The sequence below is a fragment of the Pseudomonas sp. CBC3 genome (genome assembly GCF_037967085.1).
GTDB lineage: Bacteria > Pseudomonadota > Gammaproteobacteria > Pseudomonadales > Pseudomonadaceae > Stutzerimonas.
Genome location: NZ_JBANEO010000001.1, coordinates 293,931 through 317,145, shown reverse-complemented (window position 1 = coordinate 317,145; position 23,215 = coordinate 293,931). Strand labels below are relative to the sequence as shown.

The following is a 23,215-nucleotide window of genomic DNA, read 5'->3' as shown; positions in this document are numbered from 1 at the left end:
TAATGCTGCATAACCCAATTCCTTGGTGACGCAGTCCCTTGGTGATTTAGTTCCTTCGTGGAGTTTGTAGCATGTCCCTCCTGCCTGCCCGGATCGCGCCACGCATGACGCTGGGTGTTCTCGTTCTTCTGGTGCTTACCGCACTGGCTATTTTCGGGGTCATGACCCTGGGTGGCAAACCGCGGCTGGTGGCCACCGGGACCGCCGCCGCTGAACAGTCGGCCAGCGCCTTGGCCCGCCAGTTGGCGCTGCAGCTCAGCCGCATCGAAGGCACGACCGCCGCCATGGCGCATCTGGCTGAAAAGATGCCCAATGACGAGGCGCTGGTGTCGTCGACCCTGCCCAACCTGATCGACGGTCAGGGCGACGCTGCCATTGCCGGCGGCGGGCTGTGGCCGGAGCCGAATGCCTTCACGTCTGGCGTCGAGCGGCGCAGCTTCTTCTGGGCGCGCAATGCCAGCGGCGGGCTGGATTATTCGGATGAATACAACGCGGCGCAAACCTCGTCCTACCATGCCGAGTCCTGGTATAGCGGGGCTCGCTCGGCAGCGCCAGGACGTTGCGTCTGGTCGGACGGCTATCAGGATGCCGTCAGCGGCGTGGCGATGACCACCTGCAGCGTGCCCTACAGCCGTGACGGGACGTTCGCCGGCGTTGCGACCCTCGACCTCAAGCTCGATGATCTGGCCCGCTTTCTCGATGCCAACGGCGGCGTGACCGGCGGCTATGCCTTTGCAGTCGATCAGGCTGGCAATCTGCTGTTTTTCCCAGGCGCCAAGGGCAATAGTGGTTTGCCGGCCATGGCCGATCTGGTGCGTGAGCAGCCCTGGTTCAAGCCGGTTGCCGACGCCGTTGCCGCGCGCAGTGCGGATGATGCGGTGCTGTTCCTGGACCACGACGGCCTGGTCGACGGTGCGGCTTACGTCACGCTGGTCACCATGCAAGGCACCGGGTGGCGCGTTGGGTTGGTCACGCCGGAAGCGAATGTGACCGGCCTCGCTGATGAATTGACGTGGCAGATGTTGTTCCTGCTGCTGCCATTGCTGGCATTGCTGCTCGGCATCGCCTGGCTGGCGGGCAAGCGTCTGCTGGCGCAGCTGGAAGAAACCACCGGCCAGATCGAGCGGCTGGGGCAGGGCGGTGGGCATGACGGTGCTCAGCTGGAGATTCACCGCGCCGACGAACTCGGGGCATTGCGCGGCGCTGTCAATCATTACGCCGGTTCGTTGCGCGAAATGCTGCGCCGCATCGGCGAGGAGTCGGCAAGCCTGGAGCGGCAGGCCGACGAACTGGCGCGGCTTTCCATTGGGCTGGCCGATCGTGCCGAAGCCCAGCGACAGGACAATACCTTGCTGGCGACCGCTATCACCGAGATGTCGGCCAGTGCGGCCGAGGTCGCGCAGAACACCACCGACTGTTCCGACACCGCCCGTCAGTCACTTGCCGAAGCCGAACAGGGGCAGGGTCAAGTGCAGCGCAACAGCGAAGCGATCGTCGGGCTGGCTGGCGATATATCCGATGCCGCCTCGGCCATTACGCAGCTCGGCGAGGATATCGAGCGCGTTGGCGGGGTGCTGGACGTCATCAAATCCATTTCGGAACAGACCAATCTGCTGGCGCTCAATGCAGCCATCGAGGCGGCGCGTGCCGGCGAGCAAGGTCGCGGCTTCGCGGTCGTGGCCGATGAGGTGCGGACCCTGGCGGGACGCGCGCAGAGTTCAGCCGATGAAATCCAGCAGATGATCACCCAGTTGCGTCAGGCCTCGGCCCAAGCGGTTGCGACCATGCAGGCCGGCGCACAACGCACCGATGAAGCGGTGCGGCAGGCTGACGGTGTGGCCGGTACGCTGGGCAACACGGTGAGTAGCTTCGATGGCATCGTTCAGCGGGCGCAGCAGATTGCCGTGGCGGCGCAGGAGCAGAGTCATGTCGCCCAGGAAATCAACGAGCTTGCGGTGCGTATTCACACCGCAAGCGAAGAAGGGGCCCGCGATGCGGCGGCGCTGCGCGAACTTGGTCAGGGCATGCAGGCAATATCGCAGCGGCTGGCCGGTATGAGCCGCTGACCGATAGACGCTGGGCTGGCTTTCGTCATGGCGCGCCGCGAGCTACAGGACGATAGCTTGCGAGGTCGGGATTGCCGTCCTAGCATGGCCGCCCCGACCTGGAGCCCCTTGTCATGCCACGCCCTTCCACTCCGCGCCCGCAGCGCCCGACCGGCAAGCCTCGCCGCGTGGCCAAGGCGCCTCCGGCCGAGCCGCGCCTGTTGCTGCTGAACAAACCCTTCGACGTGCTTACCCAGTTCAACGATGCCGATGGACGCGCCACGCTCAAGGACTTCGTGCCGGCAGCGGGCGTCTATCCCGCTGGTCGCCTGGATCGCGACAGTGAGGGGCTGTTGTTGCTGACCAACGACGGTCAGCTGCAGGCGCGAATCGCCGATCCCAGGCACAAGCTGGCGAAGACCTACTGGGTGCAGGTCGAAGGCGAGGCGAGCGAAGAACAACTGGCGAGGCTGCGCGAAGGCGTCGAACTCAACGATGGCATGACGCTACCCGCCGAAGCCCGAGCCCTCGACGAACCGGCGCTATGGCCGCGCAATCCGCCGGTGCGCTTTCGCAAGTCGGTGCCGACCTGCTGGCTGGAGCTAGTGATTCGTGAGGGCCGCAACCGCCAGGTGCGGCGCATGACCGCGGCGGTCGGGCTGCCGACGTTGCGGCTGGTGCGGGTCAGGATTGGGCCTTGGGCGCTGGATGGCTTGCAGCCGGGCGAATGGCGGGAAGTGCCGGCGCATTTGTGAGCGTCGGCGCTGCAAATCGAGTCAGTGCGGGATGCCCTGCGTCACTTCGACGATATAGCCGATGATCGGTTTGGCGATGAACGCGAACAGGCACAGGCCCAGCCCCAGAAACAGAATGGTCGTACCGAGTCGGCCGGCTTTGGATTTCTTGGCCAGGTCCCAGATGATGAATGCCATGAACGCGATCAGGCCGCCGACCAGGACGATCATCATCCACTTTTCGAAAACTTCGGGCTCCATCGATTACTCCGCTTGGTTAGGCCTGTATGAAAACGAGCGAGCAGCGGTTTTCACATAGCCTGAGTCGATACAGCTATGACAGCCGGCGAACGTTTATCGACGAGCGAGACGCTATTTCTATACGTAGTGCGCGCGGGGGCATAGCAAGGCGGCGGCGATTATACGCCAAGTCCGACAGCCACGAGCCCTGGCGCGGCAATGGGTCTCAGCCACGCAAGTGATCCAGCGGCAGTTCGGTACTGGACGACACCTGACGCAGCACGAAACTCGAACGCACGCTGGAGACGCCTTCGATGCGGGTCAGCGTGCCGAGCAGAAAGGCCTGATAGTGCTCCATATCAGGTACCACGACCTTGAGCTGGTAATCGGCGTCCATCCCGGTGACCAGGCTGCATTCCAGCACTTCCGCGCATTTGCCGATCACCCCTTCGAAGTGTTCGAAGCGGTCTGGCGTGTGCCGGTCCATCCCGATCAATACGTAAGCAGTCAGGGTTAGGCCCAGCTTCTTGCGGTCCAGCAGGGCGACCTGGCGCGCGATGTAGCCGTCGTCCTCGAGCTGTTTGACCCGTCGTGAGCAGGGCGAAGGCGACAAGCCGATACGCTCGGCCAGGTCCTGATTGGAGATACGCGCGTCGTGCTGCAATTCGGCGAGAATTCGCAGGTCATGGCGGTCGAGTTTGCTCATTTTCGAATGGCTCACATGGTTTGATTGCGTGGAACTATGCTCCGTCGCGTATGAATTGCGCAATCTCTGTCAATTTGAGCAATCTTCGCAAACATCTGCCGGAGCGCGGGGCGTAAGCTTTATTCAACTTCAGCCCCCGGCAGAACTGACGCGGCACTTATCCCGCCGCGCCAACCGCCGACCTTTATCGAGGTCATCGGTCCGGGCCAGCACCGCTCACAAGGCGCTGCCGAAGATCCCGCCACAAGCGGTCAGCGAATTCAGCAGTAAAAAGACCACGTCTCGCCACGTGGTCTTTTTTTATGGATTGCCGGCAGGTTCCGGCGCTGGGCGCGGCCTCACCACCTCCTGCGGGTCGGCATGGACCAGCACCTCGGCGCGCGGGTAGCGGTCCTGAATGGCCGACTCGACCGCCTCGCAGAGTGCATGGGCCTCGATCAGCGGCAACTGGCCGGGCAGCTCCAGATGCAGTTGCACGAACCACCGGGTGCCAGAGACGCGGGTGCGTAGGTCATGACAGCCGACCACGCCGGGCACAGCGCAGGCCAGCCGATGCATGTCCTCGCTGACGTCCGGCGGCAGTTCGGTGTCCATCAGCACCGCGCCGGCTTCGCGCACGATGCTCAGCGCGCTCCAGAAGATGTACACCGCGATGGCGATGCCGAAGACCGCATCCAGACGATCCCAGCCGTACCCGGCGAGGATCAGGGCCACGAGGATGCTGCTGTTGAGTAGCAGGTCGGAACGGTAGTGCAGCGAGTCGGCGCGGATCGCCGTGGAGCCGGTTTCGCGCACCACATGACGCTGGTAAGCCAGCAGCGCCACGGTCAGCGCCAGCGACAGCAGCATCACCGCGATGCCCAGCATCGGCGCGCCCAGCGGTTGCGGATGCAGCATACGGTCGACACCCTGAACACAGACCAGGATCGCGCTCACCGAAATGAAGGCGCCCTGGCCGAGCCCTGCCAGCGCTTCGGCTTTGCCGTGGCCGTAGCGATGATCGTCATCGGCGGGGCGCAGCGAGTAGTGCACCGCCAGCAGATTGAGCAGCGAGGCGGCGCCGTCCAGCAGCGAATCGGTAAGACCGGCCAGCAGGCTGACCGAACCGCTCATCCACCAGGCCAGCGCCTTGCTTGCTGCCAGCGTCAGCGCCACGGCCAACGCCAGACGCGTGGCACGGCGCATAAGACGCGCGTGCTCGGCGCTGACGCCCTTGCGCCGTTCGCTGGTGTGCTGCATCAGGCGGCGGGACGCAGTCCGAAGGCGGCCAGTTGCTCGATGCCGCCGTCGTGCTGAATCAGCCGCGGATCATCCAGCGGCAGGCTGCGGCCAGTTTCCGCTTCGATGATTGCCTTGAGCCGGGCCTGGTCGATTACGCCGTCCGCGCCGATGGCTTCCTGGAGTTTTTCCGGGGCCATGGAATATTCGTTGTCGGGCAGATAGATCGCACCAGTCGCGAAATCGATACCGAAGGCGATCAGGCCGGGGATCACATAGAACAGCAGACCGACGGCGTTGGCTACGGCGATGGCCGGATCGATCTTGCCGTCGATCTGGCCGCGCCGGTCGGGGTAGAACAGCGTGCCGCAGGCGGCCAGCTGGGTGAACAGGGAGACGGCCAGCACGCCGCCGATGACACGGGAACGAGTACGCATAAGGACCTCCGGAAAAGTGGGCGCAACTATACAAGGGCCGCGTGATATTTTCTCGACATCAGACTGTCTTGCCTGGGTGACCGTTCGCCACGTCCTGCACTGGAGGCTGAAGCTGAAGGAAAAGACGACCGAGTTGCCTTGTCGTCCAGCTTTCCAGCCTCCAGCGCTTTTACCTTCTTAACCTTTACAATCTTCGGCCTCACGCGGAGTGCCCATGATTTCCCTGCCGATCGATCAAGCCCTGCCGGCGCTGCGCCAGGCCCTACGAATCCGTGACGAAGCGGTGCTCGAAGCACCCCCCGGCGCCGGCAAGACCACCCGCGTTCCGCTGGCGTTGCTGGACGAGCCGTGGCTGGACGGGCAAACCATCCTGATGCTTGAGCCACGGCGGCTGGCCGCTCGCGCTGCGGCCGAACGGCTGGCCAGTGAGCTTGGCGAGAAGGTCGGCGAGACTGTCGGTTATCGCATCCGTCTGGACAGCAAGGTCGGGCCGAATACCCGTATCGAAGTGGTCACCGAAGGCATCCTGGCGCGCCGACTGCAGGACGATCCCGCGCTCGAAGGCGTGGGGTTGGTGATTTTCGACGAATTCCACGAGCGCAGCCTGGATGCCGATCTGGCCCTGGCGCTGACCCTCAATGCGCGCATACTGCTGCGCGATGAGCCGCTCAAGCTGCTGCTGATGTCCGCCACGCTGGAAGGTGCGCGGCTGTCGAGCCTGCTCGACGATGCGCCTGTGGTGCGCAGCGAAGGGCGCATGTACCCGGTCATCCAGCGTTGGGGGCGGCCGTTCCAGCCCGGCGAGCGCATCGAGCCAAGAGTGGTTCAAACGGTCTTGCAGGCGCTGGATGAGGAATCCGGCAGCGTGCTGGTCTTCTTGCCGGGACAGGCCGAAATCCGCCGCGTGAACGATACCCTGGCCGAGCAACTGGCGGAGCGGGACGAGGTGATGCTGTGCCCGCTGCACGGCGAATTGGAGCTGAGCGCCCAGCGTGCGGCCATCGAACCGGCGCCGGACGGCAAGCGCAAGGTGGTGCTGGCGACCAACATCGCCGAGACCAGCCTGACCATCGAAGGCGTGCGGGTGGTGGTCGATGCTGGCTTGGCGCGGGTGCCGCGATTCGATCCCGGCAGCGGCATGACCCGCCTGGAAACCCGTCGCATTTCCCGCGCCTCGGCGACTCAGCGGGCCGGTCGCGCCGGACGTCTGGAGCCAGGGGCCTGCTATCGGCTGTGGTCCGAAGATCAGTACGCGCAACTGGCGGCCTATGGCGAAGCGGAAATCCTCCAGGCCGATCTGGCTGGGGTGGCGCTGCAATTGGCGCGATGGGGCGTCGAGCCGGATGAGCTGAGCTGGCTGGACGCGCCGCCTGTGGCCGCTTATGCGCAGGCGCAGGATCTGCTGCAGCGCCTCGGCGCGCTCAGCCGTAACTCCCGCGGCGGTTGGCAGCTGACCGCTCACGGTCAGGCCATGGCCGAATTGCCGGCGCATCCGCGCATCGCCCATATGTTGCTGCGCGGCCAGGCGCTGGGGCTTGGTCCGCTGGCGGCCGATCTCGCTGCGTTGCTGGTAGAGCGCGACATTCAGCGCGGCAGCCAGCGCGACAGCGGCAGCGATATCTCCACCCGCCTCGGAATGCTCGCCGGCAGCGCGGGGCGACATGCCGGCGCGCAGCGGGTGCGCCAGCTGGCCCGGCAATTTCGCGGTCTGCTGCGCGACCCGGCGGGTACTGTTCCGAGCGATGCCGATGATCAGCGCTGGCATGGCGCGCTGCTGGCCTTCGCTTATCCCGACCGAATCGCCCGGCAGCGCCGCGAGAGCGGTGGCGAGTACCGTCTGGCCAATGGGCGGGCGGCGGTATTCGGCGAGCCGGACGCGCTGATGAAGGAGCCCTGGCTAGTGATCGCCGAACTGGGCAGCCGTCAGGGCCAGCGCGAAGAGCGCATCTATCGTGCCGCGGCACTGGATCCTACGCTGTTCGACGAGGTGCTGGCCGAGCAGGTCAGCCCACACGACGCGCTGGAATGGGACGAACGAGAAGGCGTGCTGCGTGCCGAACGGCAGCGGCGCGTCGGCGAACTAGTACTCAGCCGTGAACCCTTGCCGGGGCTGGATGAAGAGGGGCGCGGCCGCGCCCTGCTCGGGCTGGTGCGCCGCAAGGGGCTGGAGTTGCTGCCCTGGACGCCAGAGATTCGCCAATGGCAGGCGCGCATCGCCTTGCTTCGGCAGCTCGATCTGGATGCCGGAGCAGCCAGCGAATGGCCGGACGTCAGCGACACGGCGTTGCTCGACCGTCTCGAAGATTGGCTGCTACCGTACCTGGGCAAGGTTTCACGGCTGGCCCACTTCGCTCAGCTGGACCTGAAAAGCATGCTGGCAACATTGCTGCCCTGGCCGTTGCCGCAGCGGCTCGACGAGCTGGCCCCGGTCGCCATCGCCGTGCCTTCCGGCTCGCGGGTGCGGCTTGATTACAGCGAGTCGCCGCCGGTGCTGGCGGTACGTCTGCAAGAGCTGTTCGGCTTGGCCGACACGCCGCGTATTGCCGGCGGGAGGCAGGCGGTGAAGCTGCACCTGCTTTCCCCGGCGCGCCGTCCGGTGCAGGTGACGCAGGATCTGGCGAGCTTCTGGGCCAATACCTATAGCGAGGTGAAAAAGGATCTGAAGGGGCGCTACCCCAAGCACTATTGGCCGGATGATCCGTTGGTCGCCGAGCCCACGGCGCGCGTCAAGCCGCGCGGAACGTAAAGAAGCAGCTTGATCTTGAAGCCGGAAAACAAAGCTAGAAGCGCAAAGTTTGACGCTTCTCAGCGGGACATTCCCGCTTTCAGCTTTCCTTATTCCCCCGGCAGGCTCAGATCCTCGCCTGCGGCGGCCATCTCGGCGTAGGCGCGATCCAATGCGTCGAGAACCGCTTGGCTGTCGCTCAGCCGACGCGACGCGATGAAGCGGATCGGTACCTTGTGGACGTTCACATAGGGCAGCGCTTGTATGCCGAAGTGCTGCAAAGCCTGGTTCACCGGAATCTGATAATCGAGCAGGTAGTCCGCGCGGCGGTGCTGCAGCATTTCAAGTGCCGAGGCATGACTGCTGGTGCGATGCAGACGAATGCCCAGCTGCGGGTCGTGCAGCATCTGGGTCACCACCGGCCAGTAGTTGTAGCCGCCGATGATGATAACGCCACGTTTGCGCAGGCTCTCCGGCACCTTTGGCGCTGGTGTGTCCGAGCGGTGGTAGAGGTTGAGGCTGATCTGCGCCAGGGTTGCGCGTCCCTCCAGCGTGTCCGCAGCCAGCTCCGGTTTGCCTGGTGCACCTGGCCACAGATCGACGGCGCCGCTCTTCAAGGCCGCATACAGGCGTGCGCTGGGAAATGCGCGAAATTGCGCTCGATAGCCGGCGCGTTCGAGTACCCGGTGAGTGAGGCCCACCAGCGGTCCCTGCGGCTGGCCCTGCGGATCGCTGTAAATCGCGGGCGGAAAGTCGTAGTACCCGACCGTCAGGGTGCGCAGCGGCTCGGCCTCGGGCGCGGCGAAGCAGGGTCCCGCCAGGAAGGCTGTAAACGAGATCCAGAGGAGAGCTTTCAAGGTAATTCACCGACCCTTGTGATTGCATAGTGCAAGCATGGTTGCCGGACGCCTCCGTGTCCAGAATGGCGACGGGCCGGGCGTCGAGTGGTGGCCACGGCGTTCATAGCCGCTGAGGCGGAGCCGGTTCTGGCTGGCTATGCTCAACCGACGATGTGGCCGCTCTTGCTCCTATGGGCGGCCCCGTTCATTTCGGTGGAGTGGTCTATGTATCGCAAGGTGTTCTCCAACAAGGTTTTCGATCGCAAGGTGGTGCTGATCACGGGCGGATGCGCCGGAATCGGTCGGGCGCTGGCCGAGCGGATGGCGCAGGCCGGGGCGCGGTTGGTGATTTTCGATCTGGAGCAGAACGCGCTCGATGGGCTGGTCCAGCATCTGGTCGATCATCACAACGCCGATGCCCTGGGGCTGCGCTGCGATGTGTCGGATGCGGCGGCGGTGCAGCAGGCCGTGGCGCTGGTGGTGGAACGCTTCGGCGGTATCGACGTGCTGATCAACAATGCCGGCATCACCCATCGCAGCCGCGTGGCCGACACCAGCCTGGCGGTGTTCGAGCGGATCATGGCGGTGAATTTCTATGGCGCTCTGCACTGCACCCAGGCGGCGTTACCGAGCCTGAGGCCGCGTCGCGGGCAGGTCATCGTGCTGAGTTCGCTCTCGCAATACGCACCGGTACCCGACCGCGGCGCCTACAACGCCAGCAAGCATGCGTTGCATGGGCTGTTCGAGACCCTGCGCAGCGAGTTGAGCGATACCGGTGTCAACGTGATGCTGGTCTGTCCTGGCTACACCGCCACCGATCTGCGCAAAAATGTGCTGATCGGCGATGGCTCTACCGCGCCGCAGCCGGTGCTGGCCGTGGGTCGGGTGGCATCGCCGCAGGACGTGGCTGAAGCTATTTTTCAGGGCGCGCTGAAACGGCGGCGGCTGCTGGTGCTATCGAATCTCGACTGGCGCGCTCGGATGGTGGCGCGCTGCTTTCCACGGTTGTTCGAGCATTTGCTTTTGCCGCGGCTGGCGGGCAATCGGTTATCGAGAAGCGTCAACTGAGGCGGTGACTTTCGCCTCTGCAAGAAGGCCGCTCCCAGCGTGATGTTTGGGGTTTTTTTGCAGGCCTGCGGCCTGCTTCGCCGCGAGGGCGCGCCTCCCACGAGAAGCGGTGCGGTGTGTGCTTTGGCTTTTGTGGGAGGGTCGCCCACGGCGCGATACTTTGGGTTTGCTGCAGGCCTGCGGACTGCTTCGCCGCGAGGGTGCGCCTCCCACGAAAGCGGTGCGGTGTGTGCTTTGGCTTTTGTAGGAGGGCCGCCCTCGGCGCGATGCTTTTGGCTTTTTAGCGCAGGGCTGCGCTGTTTTCGTCGCGATTCTGTCGCTTCGATGAAAGCCAATGCCGTCAGCTCGGCTGCGCATCGCCATATAACTGTTGCACCAGCGCCATGTCCCAGTACGCCGCTTCGATCTTGTGGCCGTCGAGATCGCGCACGAAGCAGCCGTAGTACGGCTCTCCGTACTCCTGCCGCGGTCCCGGCGCGCCTTCATCCGTTGCGCCGGCTGCCAGCGCGGCACGGTGGAAGGCGTCCACCGATGCTTTGTCCGCGGCGAAGAAGCCAACATGCGTGCCGTTGCCAAGACTGGCCGGCTGGCCATCGATGGGCGTCTGCAGCCAGAACTCAGGATATTCTCGGCCCCAGGCCACCGCGCCGGGGTGGCTCATGATGCGCTTGCAGCCCAGGGTTGCGAGCGTCTGGTCGTAGAAGGTCGCGGCTTGCTCGAAGCGGTTGGTGCCCAGGGAAATGTGGGACAGGATGCTGGGATTCTGGTCGGTCATGGCTTGGTGCTCCGAAGGTGAGAGCAACCAAGCCTAGACCGACGAATCGTTACTCGCCGTCCGGCTGCTCGTTTTTTGCATCGCGGTCGATGGTTGGTTCGCTGCAGAGCATGAAGCAGCGGAACAGCACTACCGTGGCCAGCAGCTGCAGCATCCCGACGGCGCTGTCGACAAGCACGGCGATCAGCCCGGGCGGTGCATCGCCGGCCCAGAGCTGGGCAGCCAGCCAGGCTTCGAGAAGCCACAGCGGCAGCAGCACCGCAAGAATGCAGCCGAACACCAGAAGAAAGTGGCCGCGAGTCTGCAGGAAGCTTTCCTTCAGTGCCGCCAGCGGGCTCAAGCCACGCAGGATCAGCAGATATTCAGCGAAGGCGATCTTGACCATCACCCACAGCCCCGGCAGCACGAACAGCGAGGCGCCGAGCATGATCAGCAGGGTGCCCAGCCCGGCCAGTACCGCCATCGACGGCCATAGCGGCACGGCACGCGCCAGCACTTCACGCAGGGGCGGCGAATGGCCACGGCTGCGGGCGTCTAAAAACAGGATCAGCGCGCCGATGTACAAGGGGTAGAACACCATGCCGACCAGCAGCTCCTGCGCCGGCACCGCATCCTTGCCGAACCAGTGCTCGACGGCCAGCCTGGCGCAGCTCTCCAGCGCGATCAGCGGCAGGCAAAGACGCGCAATCGACGCCAGATTGCGGGAATAGAAATACCAGGCGTCACGGAGGATGGTCAGGACATTCATCGCGGTCGGAACCGTCTCGGAAAAACAGGCGCGCACTTTAGCCCAAGAAATCGGGCAGCGACATGCGCGATATTGCCGTCCAAGCAGGCTGTGTGAAAACTGCTGCGCTCGGTTATGCGGCGTTAAAAGCAGGCTCGGATGCGAGCCCAGTCCGCTTCCTCGCCTGTTTTTGTGGGGCCGCCTAGTTCTTGCCTGGGCGGCCCCGCCTAACCTTCGCTCGCTACGTTTTCGCACAGTCTGCATACTGGCCCGCCTTTCTCGATTCGGGTTGCCGCGTGAAGAAGATCGCCCTGTTTGCCGATGTGCAGAACCTCTACTACACGGTCCGCCAGGCCCACGGTTGTCATTTCAACTACGCCGCCCTGTGGGCCGAGGTCAGCGCGCGCGGTGAGATCGTCGAGGCCTATGCCTACGCCATTGATCGCGGCGACGCCAAACAACAGCAGTTTCAGCAGATCCTGCGCAACCTCGGCTTCACCGTGAAGCTCAAGCCTTATATCCAGCGCAGCGACGGCTCGGCCAAGGGCGACTGGGATGTGGGCATCACCATCGACGTGCTGGACGCTGCCGCGCGCGTCGATGAAGTGGCGCTGGCCTCCGGCGACGGCGATTTCGACCTGCTGCTCGACCGCGTACGTGCCGGCGGCGCCGAAGCCACCGCCTACGGCGTGCCGGGGCTGACCGCGCAATCGCTGATCCGCGCCGCTACGCGTTATGTGCCGATCGAAGGAAAGTTGTTGTTGAAGAGTTAAGAGCCGAAAAAGCACTGGGGAGGCTGGACGGGAAACGGTGCGCGGAGCGCCCCTATTTGGGGGCGCCGTGTCGTCCGTAGGGTGCGCTCCGCGCACCTTTTGCAGAACAGCGCAGCACGACGCGTTTCTCGTCCAGCCAGCGTTTGCGAGTAAACTGCACGCCCCGTTTTTATCGTCCGGTTCTCGCCATGACCTTCGCCTCCCTGGGCCTGATCGATCCGTTGCTGCGCACGCTCGAATCCCTCGACTACACCACGCCGACCCCGGTTCAGGCCAAGGCGATTCCCGCCGTGCTCAAGGGTCGCGACCTGATGGCTGCGGCTCAGACCGGCACCGGCAAAACCGCGGGTTTCGCCTTGCCGTTGCTGCAGCGGTTACTCCACGAAGGGCCGCAGGTGGCGAGTAACTCGATTCGCGCGCTGGTGCTTGTGCCGACCCGCGAGCTGGCCGAGCAAGTCCATGAAAGCTTCCGCACCTATGGCCAGAGCCTGCCGCTGCGCACTTACGCGGTGTACGGCGGCGTCAGCATCAACCCGCAGATGATGGCGCTGCGCAAGGGCATCGACGTGCTGGTGGCGACGCCGGGTCGGCTGCTCGACCTGTACCGACAGAACGCCGTGAAGTTCGGCCAGGTGCAGGCGCTGGTGCTGGACGAAGCCGACCGTATGCTCGACCTGGGCTTCGCCCAGGAACTGGACGACCTGTTCAGCGCGCTGCCGAAGAAGCGCCAGACCCTGCTGTTCTCCGCAACTTTCTCCGATGCCATCCGCCAGATGGCTGGCGAGCTGTTGCGCGACCCGCTGTCCATCGAGGTCAGCCCGCGCAACGCCGCTGCCAAAACCGTCAAGCAATGGCTGGTTCCGGTGGACAAGAAGCGCAAGAGCGAACTTTTCCTGTACTTGCTGGCAGAAAAACGCTGGGGCCAGGTGCTGGTGTTCGCCAAGACCCGCAAGGGCGTCGATCAACTGGTCGAGGAGTTGCAGGCGCAGGGAGTTGCCAGCGATGCGATTCACGGCGACCGGCCGCAAGCGAGCCGACTGCGCGCGCTGGAAAGCTTCAAGGCCGGCGAAGTGCAAGTGCTGGTCGCTACCGACGTGGCCGCTCGCGGGCTGGATATCCATGACCTGCCGCAGGTGGTCAACTTCGACCTGCCAATCGTCGCCGAGGATTACGTGCACCGCATCGGCCGCACCGGCCGCGCGGGTGCCACCGGTGAAGCGATTTCTCTGGTGGCGGCCGACGAAGTCGACCAGCTCGCCGCCATCGAGACGCTGATCAAGCAAGTACTGCCGCGCCATGACGAGCCTGGCTTCGTCCCCGATCACCGTGTGCCGGCCACCCAGCCCGGCGGGCAGATCATCAAGAAGCCGAAAAAGCCAAAGAAACCCAAGGAGAACGCCGCTAAAGGGCGGGTTCATCTGGGCAACTGGTTCGACGAAAGTGAAAAACCCAACGCGAAGGCGATCCGAAAAGTGCCGAGTCTGGGTGGGGCGAAGCCCGCTGGAAAGAAGCGTTGAGGAAACGATTCTCCCTGTTGCGTGTGGCGACATTCCTCGACGAAAGGCTTGTTGCTGCATGACGGTTTGGTGCATGGCGGCGTCGTCTTGCTCATGCGGCGGCGAGCCTAGACGACCGTCGTTTTATACTTTTCTGAATGAAACGGCTTTAACCGGGACCAACGCGTTCATGGGGCGCGCTTGTCGTCGGCCCCAGCTACAGCTATTGAGGGATAAAGAGGTGGCCTTTGGCAAATACTGATGCAGAACTTCATGCGCTCAGCCGCCATGACGTATGGGCCGGCTTCAAGCAGCTGACACCTATTTCGCTTTTTGTGGTCGTGTTTGGTCTGGCCTTTGGTCTGGCTGCGGCGCAGGCGGGGTTGGATAGCTATTCCATCATGCTCATGAGCGGCCTGGTCTTTGCCGGTGCTTCACAGTTTGCCTCGCTGGAGCTTTGGGGCACCCATGTTCCGCTCGTCCCGCTGGTGGTCACCGTATTTGCCGTCAATGCCCGGCATCTGTTGATGGGCGCGACCTTGTACCCGTGGCTGCGTCAATTGCCGCCGTCGAAGCGCTATGCCGTGATGTTCGTCGTCTCGGACGCCAATTGGGCGATGTCCATGCAAGCGTTCAGTCGCAATGAGCCTGGGCTGGGCATCTTGTTCGGTGGCGGTCTCGCGCTCTGGACGTTCTGGGTGCTTGGGACCTGGCTTGGCCTTTATTTCGGCAGTGCCATCCATGATCCGGTCAGCCTGGGATTGGACATGGTCATGGGGTGTTTCCTGTTGGCGATGGTCGTTGGCGGCAAGAAAGATCTGCGGATGGCCATTGTCTGGATCGTCGCCGGGTGTTCATCGATGTTGGCGTACTGGTATCTGCCCGCCAATAGCCATGTCGTTGCAGGCGCGCTCGCAGGCGGCATATTGGGTGCGTTGTGGATGGAGAGGCAGAATTGACTTTGGAAACGGCAGGTTCTGGCGCGCTGATCATCATCCTGATTATGGCCGTGGTGACCTTGGCAACCCGCTGGGGCGGTGTGTTCGTGATGTCGTTCGTGCCCATCAACCGCAGGACCGAGCAATTCATCAGCGCTATGTCTGGCTCAGTGCTGGTGGCGTTGCTTACACCCATGGCGGTTAATGGAGACAACGGCGCTCGACTGGCTTTCTTGGTTACGGCTGTCACGATGTTGATGCTCAAGAAACCGTTGCCCGCGATCGCTGCTGGGGTGATCGCAGTCGCGCTGTTCAGGCAGCTCTCCGGTTGATAAGGACGGCCTCGCGCTGGAGGCAAGTGAGCGGGGCCTAGCCGGGCCGCGAGCTGTGGTTAGTCGCAGAAATGAAATGTAGCAAGGATGAACACCCTGCAAACGCAAGGTCATTGCAGGTTCCTGTAAATTGCAGATTCCTCACTACGTAGCCACCTCGCCGCCCTATGGCCCTCCTGATCGCTTTCGCTGTTCTGTCCATCCTTGTTTCCTTCATCTGTTCGATCCTGGAAGCGGCGCTTCTATCGATTACCCCGAGTTTCATCGCACACCAGAAGGTGACGAATCCCAAGCTCTATGAACGCCTCAAGCACCTGAAGGAGAAGGTCGACCAGCCGTTGGCCGCCATTCTCACGTTGAATACGGTTGCCCATACGGTCGGCGCGACGGGCGTTGGCGCCCAGGTCACGGTCGTGTTCGGCAGCGGCTACCTTGGTGCTGCGTCCGCCATCATGACCGTCCTGATCCTGGTTCTCTCGGAAATCCTGCCGAAAACCATCGGTGCGCGGTATTGGCGGGAGCTGGCGCCGTTCCTGCCTCCATTCCTCAAGGGAATGATCGTTCTGCTCAAGCCGTTCATTGTCGTTTCCGATTTCATCATGCGACTGTTTGGCGGCAAGGAGCCGGAGCATAACGTTCGTCAGGAGATCAAGGCGCTGGCCCTGCTCGGCCGGGAGACGAACCAGTTGGACGAGGACGAGCAGCGCGTCATCGGCAATATTCTGGACCTCCACGAAATCAAGCTCCGCGCGATCCTGACCCCAAGGACTGTGTGCGAGTATGCGTCGCCGGACGACAGCGTCGCGGCGTTCAAACAAAAGGTCAGCGAAAGCCAGTTCTCGCGCTATCCCGTCATCGGCGACAACGAAGATCCGCTGGGCGTGGTCTTTCGTTATGACATTCTGGCCGCAGCGGATGACAGCACCGTCGCCTCGATCATGAAGCCCATCAAGATCACCTCGGAACTGACGAGCGTAGAAAACCTGATGACTCAGCTGATGCGTGAGCGTCAGCACATGTGCCTCGTCTATGACGAGTTCGGCAGCTGGCAAGGGCTGGTGACGCTGGAAGACGTGATCGAATACATCATCGGCCAGCCGATCATGGACGAGACCGATGACATTCCCAACATGCGCCGCTTCGCGAAACGACGCTGGGAGCACCGCATCAAGGCGTCGCGGGACTAGGCTGACGTTCAGCTCGTAGGGCCGGTACAGCCTTGAGTCATCGTGAGTCGCGCGCTCATGTGCCGGCCGTACTGCACGACCATCGATTCGCTTAGCGCCCGGCCAGCCACTGCAATATCGTCCAGCCGCTGCCTTGCCGCTCACGAAGAGGCGATGAGCGGGTAGCCGCCGGTCTGCGCCTCCAGTCGAGCATCTCACCGGCGCAGAACACGTCCGGTAGCTGACGCAGCATCAGTTTGTCGTCGAGCGCCTCGAAGGAAACGGCCGGGGATTTGGCTCCGCTCTCAGCCGGCCGTCACCGTCATGCCGCCATCGACCATCACGACCGAGCCGACCATGAAGCTGGCGCGGTCCGAGGCCAGAAAGGCCACCACCTCGGCGATCTCTTCTGGTTGTGCGGCGCGACCGATGGGTGCGGCTTCGCCGTGCTTGGCCAGGAAACCGGGGCCGTCGTCGACAACCTCGTTGAGGATGTTGGTGACCACATCGCCTACGCCGATGGCGTTGACTCGGATGCCGTGCTCGATTGCCTCCAGCGCCAGCGTGCGCGTCAGTTGTGCCAGTGCGCCTTTGGAGGCCGCGTAGGCCGCAATGGTGGGGAAGGCGAAGTACGAGGCGTAGGAGGCAATGTTGACGATGGCGCCCGAGCGGTTCGGCAGCATCGCCTTGATCGCCTCGCGCGAATGCAGGAAGGCTGCGGTGACGTTGGTCGCCTGGATGCGCTCCCAATCCTCGCGCGTCATTTCGATGACCGGCTTGTTGATGATGATTCCGGCGTTGTTGACCAGAATATCCAGCCGTCCGAACTGTTCCACCGCCAGCCCCACCGCACGCTCGGCCGCGCCGTCGGCGGTGATGTCAGCCATCAGGGGCACCAGCCCGGGCTGCGCCAACGCCTCTACGTCGGGGTTCAGATCCTCGGCAACCACCTTCGCGCCACGTGCATGCAGCATTAGCGCGATGGCCTTGCCGATGCCGCTGGCGGCTCCGGTAACCAGGGCGACCTTGCCTTCGACTTCCTGGGGAACGCGGTGTTTGATATCAGTCATGCGTATTTCCTCCGATACGGGCCAGGCGAGACATTCGCCAGCCGGGCGCTTGTGAGCGATGTCGGGCTCACTGTCGCGCAAACCCGGCACCACGGCTTTCGCGGCCTTGCGCGGACTGTTGGAGTCTTGCTCGAAGCTGAGAATAGCCAGTCGTCCTTTGGTGCTAACCGCCTACCCCTCACCCTAGCCCTCTCCCGCAGGGAGAGGGGATTGCTCAGGTGTCAGGCCCACCCACGATGATTCAGTGGCTTCAATCCGCCCCCTCGCCCCTTTGGGGAGAGGGTCGGGGTGAGGGCTTCCATCCAGCGCATAGCCCGACCAGATACACATCCCAGATACCGGCCCTGAGCTAACCTCTTCGATTGCGTCGCGTTTTTGTGGACTTCGCAATGGAGCCATCCTTGCAGCAATCCGATTCTGATCTGCCTCCCGTGATGGACGGCCGGTGCGTGATCGCCGAAGCGATGCCGCACTTTTTACCCGGCAAGCCGCTGCCCCTGCCGCCGCGCCCGCAAGTGCAGGATGTGGTAGTGCAACTGTTCAGCTATCAGGGCCTTGCCGAACCTATCCTGGTTCCGGCCGTGGTGGAGCCGCTGCTGGTGCTGGTGCTGTCCGGCGCGGCTACGGTCGAAGAACGTGCCCTCGATGGCGAATGGCAAGTCACCGAGGTTCACGCTGGTGACTTCTTCCTGACCAGCACCAGCGAGCCATACGAGATGCGCTGGCAGGTGCAGGGCGACGCCCGTTTCGAAGTGATGCATCTTTATCTCAGCCTGCCGCTGATCGAGCAGGCCGCGCGCGATCTGTACGGTGACAACTGCAACCCGGTGAGTTTTCTCGATGTCTCCGGCGCTCGTGATGAGCGTGTGACCTTCCTGCTCGAACAACTGCGGCTGGAGCTGTTCAGCGAGCGTGAGCCCAGCCCGCTATTCGTGCACAGCCTGGCCCAGGCGCTGGCCATACATCTGGTGCGCACCTACCCGGACCCGCACAACGCCGCCAGGGGCGCGAATGCGCTACAGACCTACAAGTTGCGCCGCGTCATCGAAACTATGAAGGCGCGTCTGGCCGAGGAGTTCTGCCTGCCTCACCTGGGGCAGATCGCCGGCCTTAGTGACTACCACTTCAGCCGTCTGTTCAAGCGCGCCACGGGCCTGTCGCCCTCGCAATATTTCATCCGCCTGCGCATGGCACGCGCACGCCATCTATTGCTGGAGACGGAGATGAGCGTCATCGAGATCAGCATGGAAGTTGGCTATTCGAGCCCCAGCCACTTTTCCCAAGTCTTTCGTCGTGAGGTGGGCGTGACGCCGAGAGGCTATCGCCGGATGTGATTTCGGCCTGCGTCGAAGTCTTGCAGCTTATGTGCGGCACCGATCAACGGCGTCCTATTCATTGTCTAGGTGCCCGCATGGGCGATGGGGTTCGGCTCAGGCTTCGCCGTCAGCCAATCCAGCATACCCTCGGCTGCGGCGCGGCCGCTCGCGAAGCAGGCGGTGAGCAGATAGCCTCCGGTCGGCGCTTCCCAGTCGAGCATCTCTCCGGCGCAGAACACGCCGGGCAGCTGGCGCAACATCAGCTTGTCGTCCAGCGCCTCGAAAGGCACGCCGCCCGCGCTGCTGATGGCTTCGTCCAGCGGGCGTGGGCGCAGCAGGGTGATCGGCAGGGCCTTAATCGCTGCGGCGAGTGCTTGCGGGCTCTGGAAGGTTTCGGCGTCGGTGAGTTCGCGCAGCAGGGCGGCCTTTACGCCGTCCAGCTTCAACTGGCGATGCAAGTGCTTGGCCGTGGACTGTGAGCCGCGCGGTTTGGCCAGAGCGGCGGCGATCTGCGCGTGGGAGCGATCCGGCAACAGGTCGAGCAGAACGGATGCCGAGCCCGTTGCGTTGATCCGCTCACGGACGTTCGCCGACAGCGCATAGACCAGGCTGCCTTCGATGCCGGTCGCGGTGAGGACGAATTCGCCCCTGCGCGGTGTTTCGCCGGGCAAAGCCAGGCTGACGGTCTTCAGCGGCGCACCGGCGAATTTCTCGACGAGGTGCGCGCTCCAGCCCGCCACCTCGAAACCGCAATTGGCTGGCTGCAGCGGCGCGATGGCGACACCACGGGCTTCAAGCAGCGGCACCCAGGCGCCGTCCGATCCCAGCCGAGCCCAGCTACCGCCGCCCAAGGCGAGCAGGGTGGCATCCGGTTTCAGCAGCGTTTCGCCTTCCGGCCCGGCGATACGCAACTGGCCATCGTCGCTCCAGCCCAGCCAGCGGCGGCGGGTGTGAATCTGCACGCCGCTGTCGCGCAGGCGCTTGAGCCAGGCGCGCAGCAGCGGCGCGGCCTTCATGTCGGTGGGGAACACCCGGTCGGAGCTGCCGACGAAGGTGTCGATGCCCAGGCTGTGAATCCACTCGCGCAATGCATTTGGATCGAAGGCTTCGAGTAGCGGCCGCAGCTCGCCGGCCCGTTCGCGGTAGCGCTCGACGAATGCGGCGAAATCCTCGGCGTGAGTGATGTTCATGCCGCCGACGCCGGCCAGCAGGAACTTGCGACCCACCGAGGGCATGGCGTCGTAGAGGTCGACCGCAATGCCGGCCTGGCTCAGCACTTCGGCAGCCATTAGCCCGGCTGGGCCGCCGCCGATGATGGCGACGCGGGAAGGCGTAGGAATCGAAAGCATGGTTCGGGCCTGGCGGTACGAGGCCGGCATTGTAGCGAATGCCGTTCCGATACTCGCCGACATCATCGTGCATCCGCCCATACAAAAAGCCCTAGACAAATACGGCTTCAACCCAGCCCGTAACGCTCCCAGGCTGCGGCGGCGCTGAAATGCAGTTGCGCATGGCGCCGGGCAAGCAGGGCGCGGTCCTTGTCGTAGCCGCCGCCGATCAGCCCGACCAGCGGAATGTCGCGCCCCAGGCAATGTTCGATGACCGCGCTGTCGCGCATTGCCAGCCCCTCATCGCTGAGGTTGAGCAGGCCCAGCGCGTCGTCACGGTGGACGTCGACGCCGGCGTCGTAGATCACCAGATCCGGCTGGTACAGGGGCAGCAGATAATCCAGCGTGTCGTTCACCGTCTTGAGGTAATCGGCGTCGCCCAGGCCCGGTGCCAGGCCGATGTCCCAGTCGCTTCGCGCCTTGCGCGCCGGAAAATTCTTCTCGCAATGCAGCGACACGGTCACCGCATCCGGCACCTGTTCGAGGATGCGCGCGGTGCCGTCGCCCTGGTGCACGTCGCAGTCGAAGATCAGCACACGACCAACCCGGCCGCTTTCCAGCAGCGACAGGGCGATCACCGCCAGGTCATTGAAGATGCAGAAGCCCGAGGCGTGGTCGTGGTGCGCGTGGTGCGTGCCACCCGCCAGGTGACAGGCCAGCCCATATTCCAGCGCTTGCTCGGCAGCCAGCAGCGAACCGCCGACCGCGCGCAGCGTGCGTTGCGCCAGTTGCGGGCTCCAGGGCAGGCCGAGGCGGCGAAGTTCCTCGCGGTTCATGTCTCCCGTGCAGTAGCGCTCGACGTAAGTGCGGTCATGGGCGAGAGCGAGGATGTCGGCCGGACAGATTTCCGGGCGCAACAGTGCTTCATCCGTGGTCAAACCGCTCGCAATCAGGTGATCACGTAGCAGCCGAAACTTTTCCATCGGAAAGCGATGCCCGGACGGTAACGGCGGGCTGTAATCATCATGAAAGATCAACGGTAGAGACATCGTTCGGCGCCCGAGTGGTCAGCCGGAAGTATGCCGACTCGGCAACGGCCCTCTCAAGGAAGCGGCATGGAAGAAGCGACAGTACGTATCGAACTGGAGACACCGCGCCTGCGCTTGCGCGGCTGGCAAGACAGCGACCTCACACCATTGACCCAGATGTGCTCCGATCCACGGGTGATGCGCTATTTCCCGGCGTTGCTCTCCCGTGACGACTGCGCGGCGGCGATCGCGCGCTGCCGTATTCACTTCGCGCGGCACGGCTTCGGTTTCTGGGCGTTGGAGCGCAAGGACGACGGGCGCTTCATCGGCATGGCCGGTCTGGCCTGGAGCCGCCTGCAACAGCCGTTTTGCCCTGCCGTGGAGATCGGTTGGCGACTCGCCAGCGATCAGTGGCGCCAGGGCCTGGCCCGCGAAGCGGCGGAGGCGGCTCTGGACTGCGCCTTCGAACGTCTGCAACTGGCGGAGGTGGTGGCCTATACCGCTGCGCTCAACGAACCGTCCAGAGGGCTGATGGTAGCCCTTGGCATGCAGCATGAACCAGAGGAAGACTTCGAACACCCTGGCGTGGCCGAGGGGCATCCGCTGCGCCCACACGTGCTGTACCGGATGCGCCGGGATAACCGGGCCATTGCCCGACGATAAGCACAATTGCTGGAGCGAAACCTGCCGAATCCGTAATATTGCGCGCCTTGCCCGTGCCGCCTAGATAAAGGAACAACATCATGACCGACACCCTGGATACGTTGGTGAATCTGCTTTCGCTGGAGCGAATCGAGGAAAACCTGTTTCGTGGCGCGAGCCAGGATCTGGGCTTCCCGCAACTGTTCGGCGGTCAGGTGGTTGGTCAGGCGTTGTCCGCGGCGAGCCAGACCGTGGCGCCTGAGCGTCATGTGCATTCCATGCACGGCTATTTCTTGCGCCCGGGTGATTCACATCAGCCGGTGGTCTACGACGTCGACCGAGTGCGTGACGGCGGCAGCTTCACCACCCGGCGCGTCAGTGCGATCCAGAAAGGGCAGACCATCTTTACCTGCAGCGCTTCGTTCCAGGCGGACGAGACCGGTTACGAGCATCAGTTGCCGATGCCCGAGGTGGCCGGACCGGAAAATCTGCTCAGCGAGTGGGAGTTGCTGCATCAGCTGACGCCGCTGGTGCCGCCGCGGGTAGCCGAAAAACTGCGTCGTCCCAAGCCCATCGAGATTCGTCCCGTGACGCTGCAGGACCCGATCAATCCCGCGCCGATCGAGCCGATTCGGCACATCTGGTTCCGTGCCGATGGTTCGCTGCCCGACAACGCCGCACTGCACAAATATTTGGTCGCCTATGCGTCGGACTTCAGCTTCATCGGCACCGCGCTGCAGCCGCACGGCGTCAGTTCCTGGAGCAAATTCATCCAGCTGGCGAGCCTCGACCATGCCATCTGGTTCCACCGTGAAGTGCGCGCGGACGATTGGCTGCTGTACTCCATGGATAGCCCTTGGGCCGGCAACGCACGTGGTTTCGCCCGTGGCAGCATTTTCAACCGCGCCGGCGAACTGGTCGCTTCGGTCGCGCAGGAAGGCCTGATTCGCGTGCGTGAGGACTGGAAGTGAAGCTGGCCGATGCGCGGCATTGGGTGTTCGACATGGACGGCACCCTGACCATCGCCGTGCATGATTTTCCGGCGATCAAGCGGGCGCTGGATATTCCGCTGGAAGACGACATCCTGCATCACCTCGCCGCGTTGCCGGACGATGAGGCGGCAAGCAAGCGCGCGTGGTTGCTGGAACACGAGCGCGAACTGGCCTATGCCGCGACGCCGGCACCGGGCGCGCTGGAGTTGCTGCACGAGCTGCGTGACTGCGGGTGCCGGCTCGGCGTGCTGACGCGCAATGCCCATGAGCTGGCGCTGGTGACCTTGCAGGCGGTGGGCATGGGCGACTGCTTTGTGTCTGACGACATTCTTGGCCGCGACGAGGCGCCGCCTAAACCCGATCCGGGCGGTTTGTTGCATTTCGCCGAGAAATGGTCAGTGCCGCCGCACGAGCTGGTGATGGTCGGCGACTATCGCTTCGATCTGGAGTGTGCGAAGGCGGCCGGTGCTCGTGGCGTGCTGGTCAACCTGCCGGAAAACCTCTGGCCGGAGCTGACCGATCTGCATGCGCGTGATTGTGGGCAATTACGGCGGATGTTGGGCTGATGCCGGTGCGCTAAGCGCACCCTACCGGCGAGGCAATTCGTGCAGAAGAGGGGC

At 63.8% G+C, this 23,215-nt stretch carries 23 protein-coding genes and 2 pseudogenes; 14 read left to right on the top strand and 11 right to left on the bottom strand.

The window, feature by feature from the left end; translation table 11 throughout:
• Positions 1–71: 71 nt before the first annotated feature.
• The 3 genes and pseudogenes from V6943_RS20340 to V6943_RS01500 form a co-directional block, all read left to right on the top strand.
• Positions 72–953: pseudogene (locus V6943_RS20340) on the top strand (cache domain-containing protein); the annotation flags it as partial.
• On the top strand, positions 939–2,066 hold the full coding sequence (locus V6943_RS20335) for a methyl-accepting chemotaxis protein (RefSeq protein ID WP_445324118.1): 1,128 nt from the start codon (positions 939–941) through the stop codon (positions 2,064–2,066). The pseudogene V6943_RS20340 and the gene V6943_RS20335, both read left to right, overlap by 15 nt.
• A 167-nt stretch (positions 2,067–2,233) precedes the next feature.
• Positions 2,234–2,800: a pseudouridine synthase gene (locus tag V6943_RS01500; protein WP_340553008.1), complete on the top strand. Its 567-nt coding sequence runs from the start codon at positions 2,234–2,236 to the stop codon at positions 2,798–2,800.
• A gap of 21 nt (positions 2,801–2,821) precedes the next feature.
• On the opposite strand, the gene V6943_RS01495 is transcribed toward V6943_RS01500, so the two are convergent.
• From V6943_RS01495 to V6943_RS01480, 4 genes are all read right to left on the bottom strand, one after another.
• Positions 2,822–3,040: a DUF2788 domain-containing protein gene (locus V6943_RS01495; RefSeq protein WP_340552401.1), complete on the bottom strand. Its 219-nt coding sequence runs from the start codon at positions 3,038–3,040 to the stop codon at positions 2,822–2,824.
• Between the two features lie 205 nt (positions 3,041–3,245).
• Positions 3,246–3,725, bottom strand: a complete 480-nt coding sequence (locus V6943_RS01490) for an Lrp/AsnC family transcriptional regulator (RefSeq protein WP_340552400.1) — start codon at positions 3,723–3,725, stop codon at positions 3,246–3,248.
• Between the two features lie 300 nt (positions 3,726–4,025).
• Positions 4,026–4,964 (bottom strand): cation diffusion facilitator family transporter, encoded by a 939-nt coding sequence (locus tag V6943_RS01485; protein WP_340552399.1) that lies wholly within the window; start codon positions 4,962–4,964, stop codon positions 4,026–4,028.
• Positions 4,964–5,380 (bottom strand): polyribonucleotide nucleotidyltransferase, encoded by a 417-nt coding sequence (locus tag V6943_RS01480; protein WP_340552398.1) that lies wholly within the window; start codon positions 5,378–5,380, stop codon positions 4,964–4,966. The genes V6943_RS01485 and V6943_RS01480 overlap by 1 nt, the downstream gene beginning before the upstream one ends.
• 214 nt (positions 5,381–5,594) lie before the next feature.
• Between V6943_RS01480 and hrpB the strand changes: the two genes are divergently transcribed.
• Complete coding sequence (hrpB, locus tag V6943_RS01475; RefSeq protein WP_340552397.1) at positions 5,595–8,126, top strand: ATP-dependent helicase HrpB; 2,532 nt, start codon at positions 5,595–5,597, stop codon at positions 8,124–8,126.
• 89 nt (positions 8,127–8,215) lie between these two features.
• Here the strand turns inward: hrpB and V6943_RS01470 are convergent, their stop codons facing one another.
• On the bottom strand, positions 8,216–8,962 hold the full coding sequence (locus V6943_RS01470; protein WP_340552396.1) for a substrate-binding periplasmic protein: 747 nt from the start codon (positions 8,960–8,962) through the stop codon (positions 8,216–8,218).
• Positions 8,963–9,169: 207 nt separating this feature from the next.
• Here V6943_RS01470 and V6943_RS01465 point away from each other — a divergent pair, with 207 nt between their 5' ends.
• Positions 9,170–10,012, top strand: a complete 843-nt coding sequence (locus tag V6943_RS01465) for an SDR family oxidoreductase (RefSeq protein WP_340552395.1) — start codon at positions 9,170–9,172, stop codon at positions 10,010–10,012.
• 340 nt (positions 10,013–10,352) lie between these two features.
• Here V6943_RS01465 and V6943_RS01460 read toward each other — a convergent pair whose 3' ends face one another.
• Together V6943_RS01460 and V6943_RS01455 are read right to left on the bottom strand one after the other, a co-directional pair.
• A complete protein-coding gene (locus V6943_RS01460) occupies positions 10,353–10,787 on the bottom strand; it encodes a VOC family protein (RefSeq protein WP_340552394.1) in 435 nt (144 codons plus the stop codon).
• A 49-nt stretch (positions 10,788–10,836) separates the two neighbouring features.
• Positions 10,837–11,535, bottom strand: a complete 699-nt coding sequence (locus V6943_RS01455) for a YciC family protein (protein WP_340552393.1) — start codon at positions 11,533–11,535, stop codon at positions 10,837–10,839.
• A gap of 275 nt (positions 11,536–11,810) precedes the next feature.
• Between V6943_RS01455 and V6943_RS01450 the strand changes: the two genes are divergently transcribed.
• The 5 genes from V6943_RS01450 (at position 11,811) to V6943_RS01430 (ending at position 16,240) form a co-directional block, all read left to right on the top strand.
• The gene (locus V6943_RS01450) at positions 11,811–12,287 is read left to right on the top strand and encodes an NYN domain-containing protein (RefSeq protein ID WP_181099833.1); all 477 of its coding nucleotides are present in this window, start codon (positions 11,811–11,813) and stop codon (positions 12,285–12,287) included.
• A gap of 188 nt (positions 12,288–12,475) precedes the next feature.
• Positions 12,476–13,804, top strand: coding sequence for a DEAD/DEAH box helicase (locus V6943_RS01445; protein WP_340552392.1), 1,329 nt, complete (start codon positions 12,476–12,478; stop codon positions 13,802–13,804).
• A gap of 227 nt (positions 13,805–14,031) precedes the next feature.
• Positions 14,032–14,742 carry an AzlC family ABC transporter permease gene (locus V6943_RS01440; RefSeq protein WP_340552391.1) on the top strand — a complete coding sequence of 237 codons (711 nt, stop codon included), beginning with the start codon at positions 14,032–14,034 and terminating at the stop codon, positions 14,740–14,742.
• On the top strand, positions 14,739–15,053 hold the full coding sequence (locus V6943_RS01435) for an AzlD family protein (protein WP_131649734.1): 315 nt from the start codon (positions 14,739–14,741) through the stop codon (positions 15,051–15,053). The genes V6943_RS01440 and V6943_RS01435 overlap by 4 nt, the downstream gene beginning before the upstream one ends.
• 167 nt (positions 15,054–15,220) lie before the next feature.
• Positions 15,221–16,240 (top strand): CNNM domain-containing protein, encoded by a 1,020-nt coding sequence (locus V6943_RS01430; RefSeq protein WP_340552390.1) that lies wholly within the window; start codon positions 15,221–15,223, stop codon positions 16,238–16,240.
• A gap of 126 nt (positions 16,241–16,366) precedes the next feature.
• Here the strand turns inward: V6943_RS01430 and V6943_RS20330 are convergent.
• Together V6943_RS20330 and V6943_RS01425 are read right to left on the bottom strand one after the other, a co-directional pair.
• Positions 16,367–16,502: pseudogene (locus V6943_RS20330) on the bottom strand (aminoacetone oxidase family FAD-binding enzyme); the annotation flags it as partial.
• Positions 16,503–16,524: 22 nt separating this feature from the next.
• A complete protein-coding gene (locus V6943_RS01425; protein WP_340552389.1) occupies positions 16,525–17,289 on the bottom strand; it encodes an SDR family NAD(P)-dependent oxidoreductase in 765 nt (254 codons plus the stop codon).
• Positions 17,290–17,723: 434 nt separating this feature from the next.
• Here V6943_RS01425 and V6943_RS01420 point away from each other — a divergent pair, with 434 nt between their 5' ends.
• A complete protein-coding gene (locus V6943_RS01420) occupies positions 17,724–18,623 on the top strand; it encodes a helix-turn-helix domain-containing protein (RefSeq protein ID WP_340553007.1) in 900 nt (299 codons plus the stop codon).
• 65 nt (positions 18,624–18,688) lie between these two features.
• Here the strand turns inward: V6943_RS01420 and V6943_RS01415 are convergent, their stop codons facing one another.
• Together V6943_RS01415 and V6943_RS01410 are read right to left on the bottom strand one after the other, a co-directional pair.
• Entirely contained in the window at positions 18,689–19,954 is a 1,266-nt protein-coding gene (locus V6943_RS01415) for a TIGR03862 family flavoprotein (RefSeq protein ID WP_340552388.1), read from the bottom strand.
• Positions 19,955–20,061: 107 nt separating this feature from the next.
• Positions 20,062–20,982, bottom strand: coding sequence for a histone deacetylase (locus tag V6943_RS01410; RefSeq protein ID WP_181099847.1), 921 nt, complete (start codon positions 20,980–20,982; stop codon positions 20,062–20,064).
• Positions 20,983–21,048: 66 nt separating this feature from the next.
• Between V6943_RS01410 and V6943_RS01405 the strand changes: the two genes are divergently transcribed.
• The 3 genes from V6943_RS01405 (at position 21,049) to V6943_RS01395 (ending at position 23,161) form a co-directional block, all read left to right on the top strand.
• On the top strand, positions 21,049–21,624 hold the full coding sequence (locus V6943_RS01405) for a GNAT family N-acetyltransferase (RefSeq protein ID WP_340552387.1): 576 nt from the start codon (positions 21,049–21,051) through the stop codon (positions 21,622–21,624).
• Positions 21,625–21,704: 80 nt separating this feature from the next.
• Positions 21,705–22,574, top strand: a complete 870-nt coding sequence (gene tesB / locus V6943_RS01400; RefSeq protein WP_131649741.1) for an acyl-CoA thioesterase II — start codon at positions 21,705–21,707, stop codon at positions 22,572–22,574.
• Positions 22,571–23,161: an HAD family hydrolase gene (locus tag V6943_RS01395; RefSeq protein ID WP_131649742.1), complete on the top strand. Its 591-nt coding sequence runs from the start codon at positions 22,571–22,573 to the stop codon at positions 23,159–23,161. Before tesB ends, V6943_RS01395 begins: the two co-directional genes overlap by 4 nt.
• The last annotated feature ends 54 nt before the right edge of the window (positions 23,162–23,215 follow it).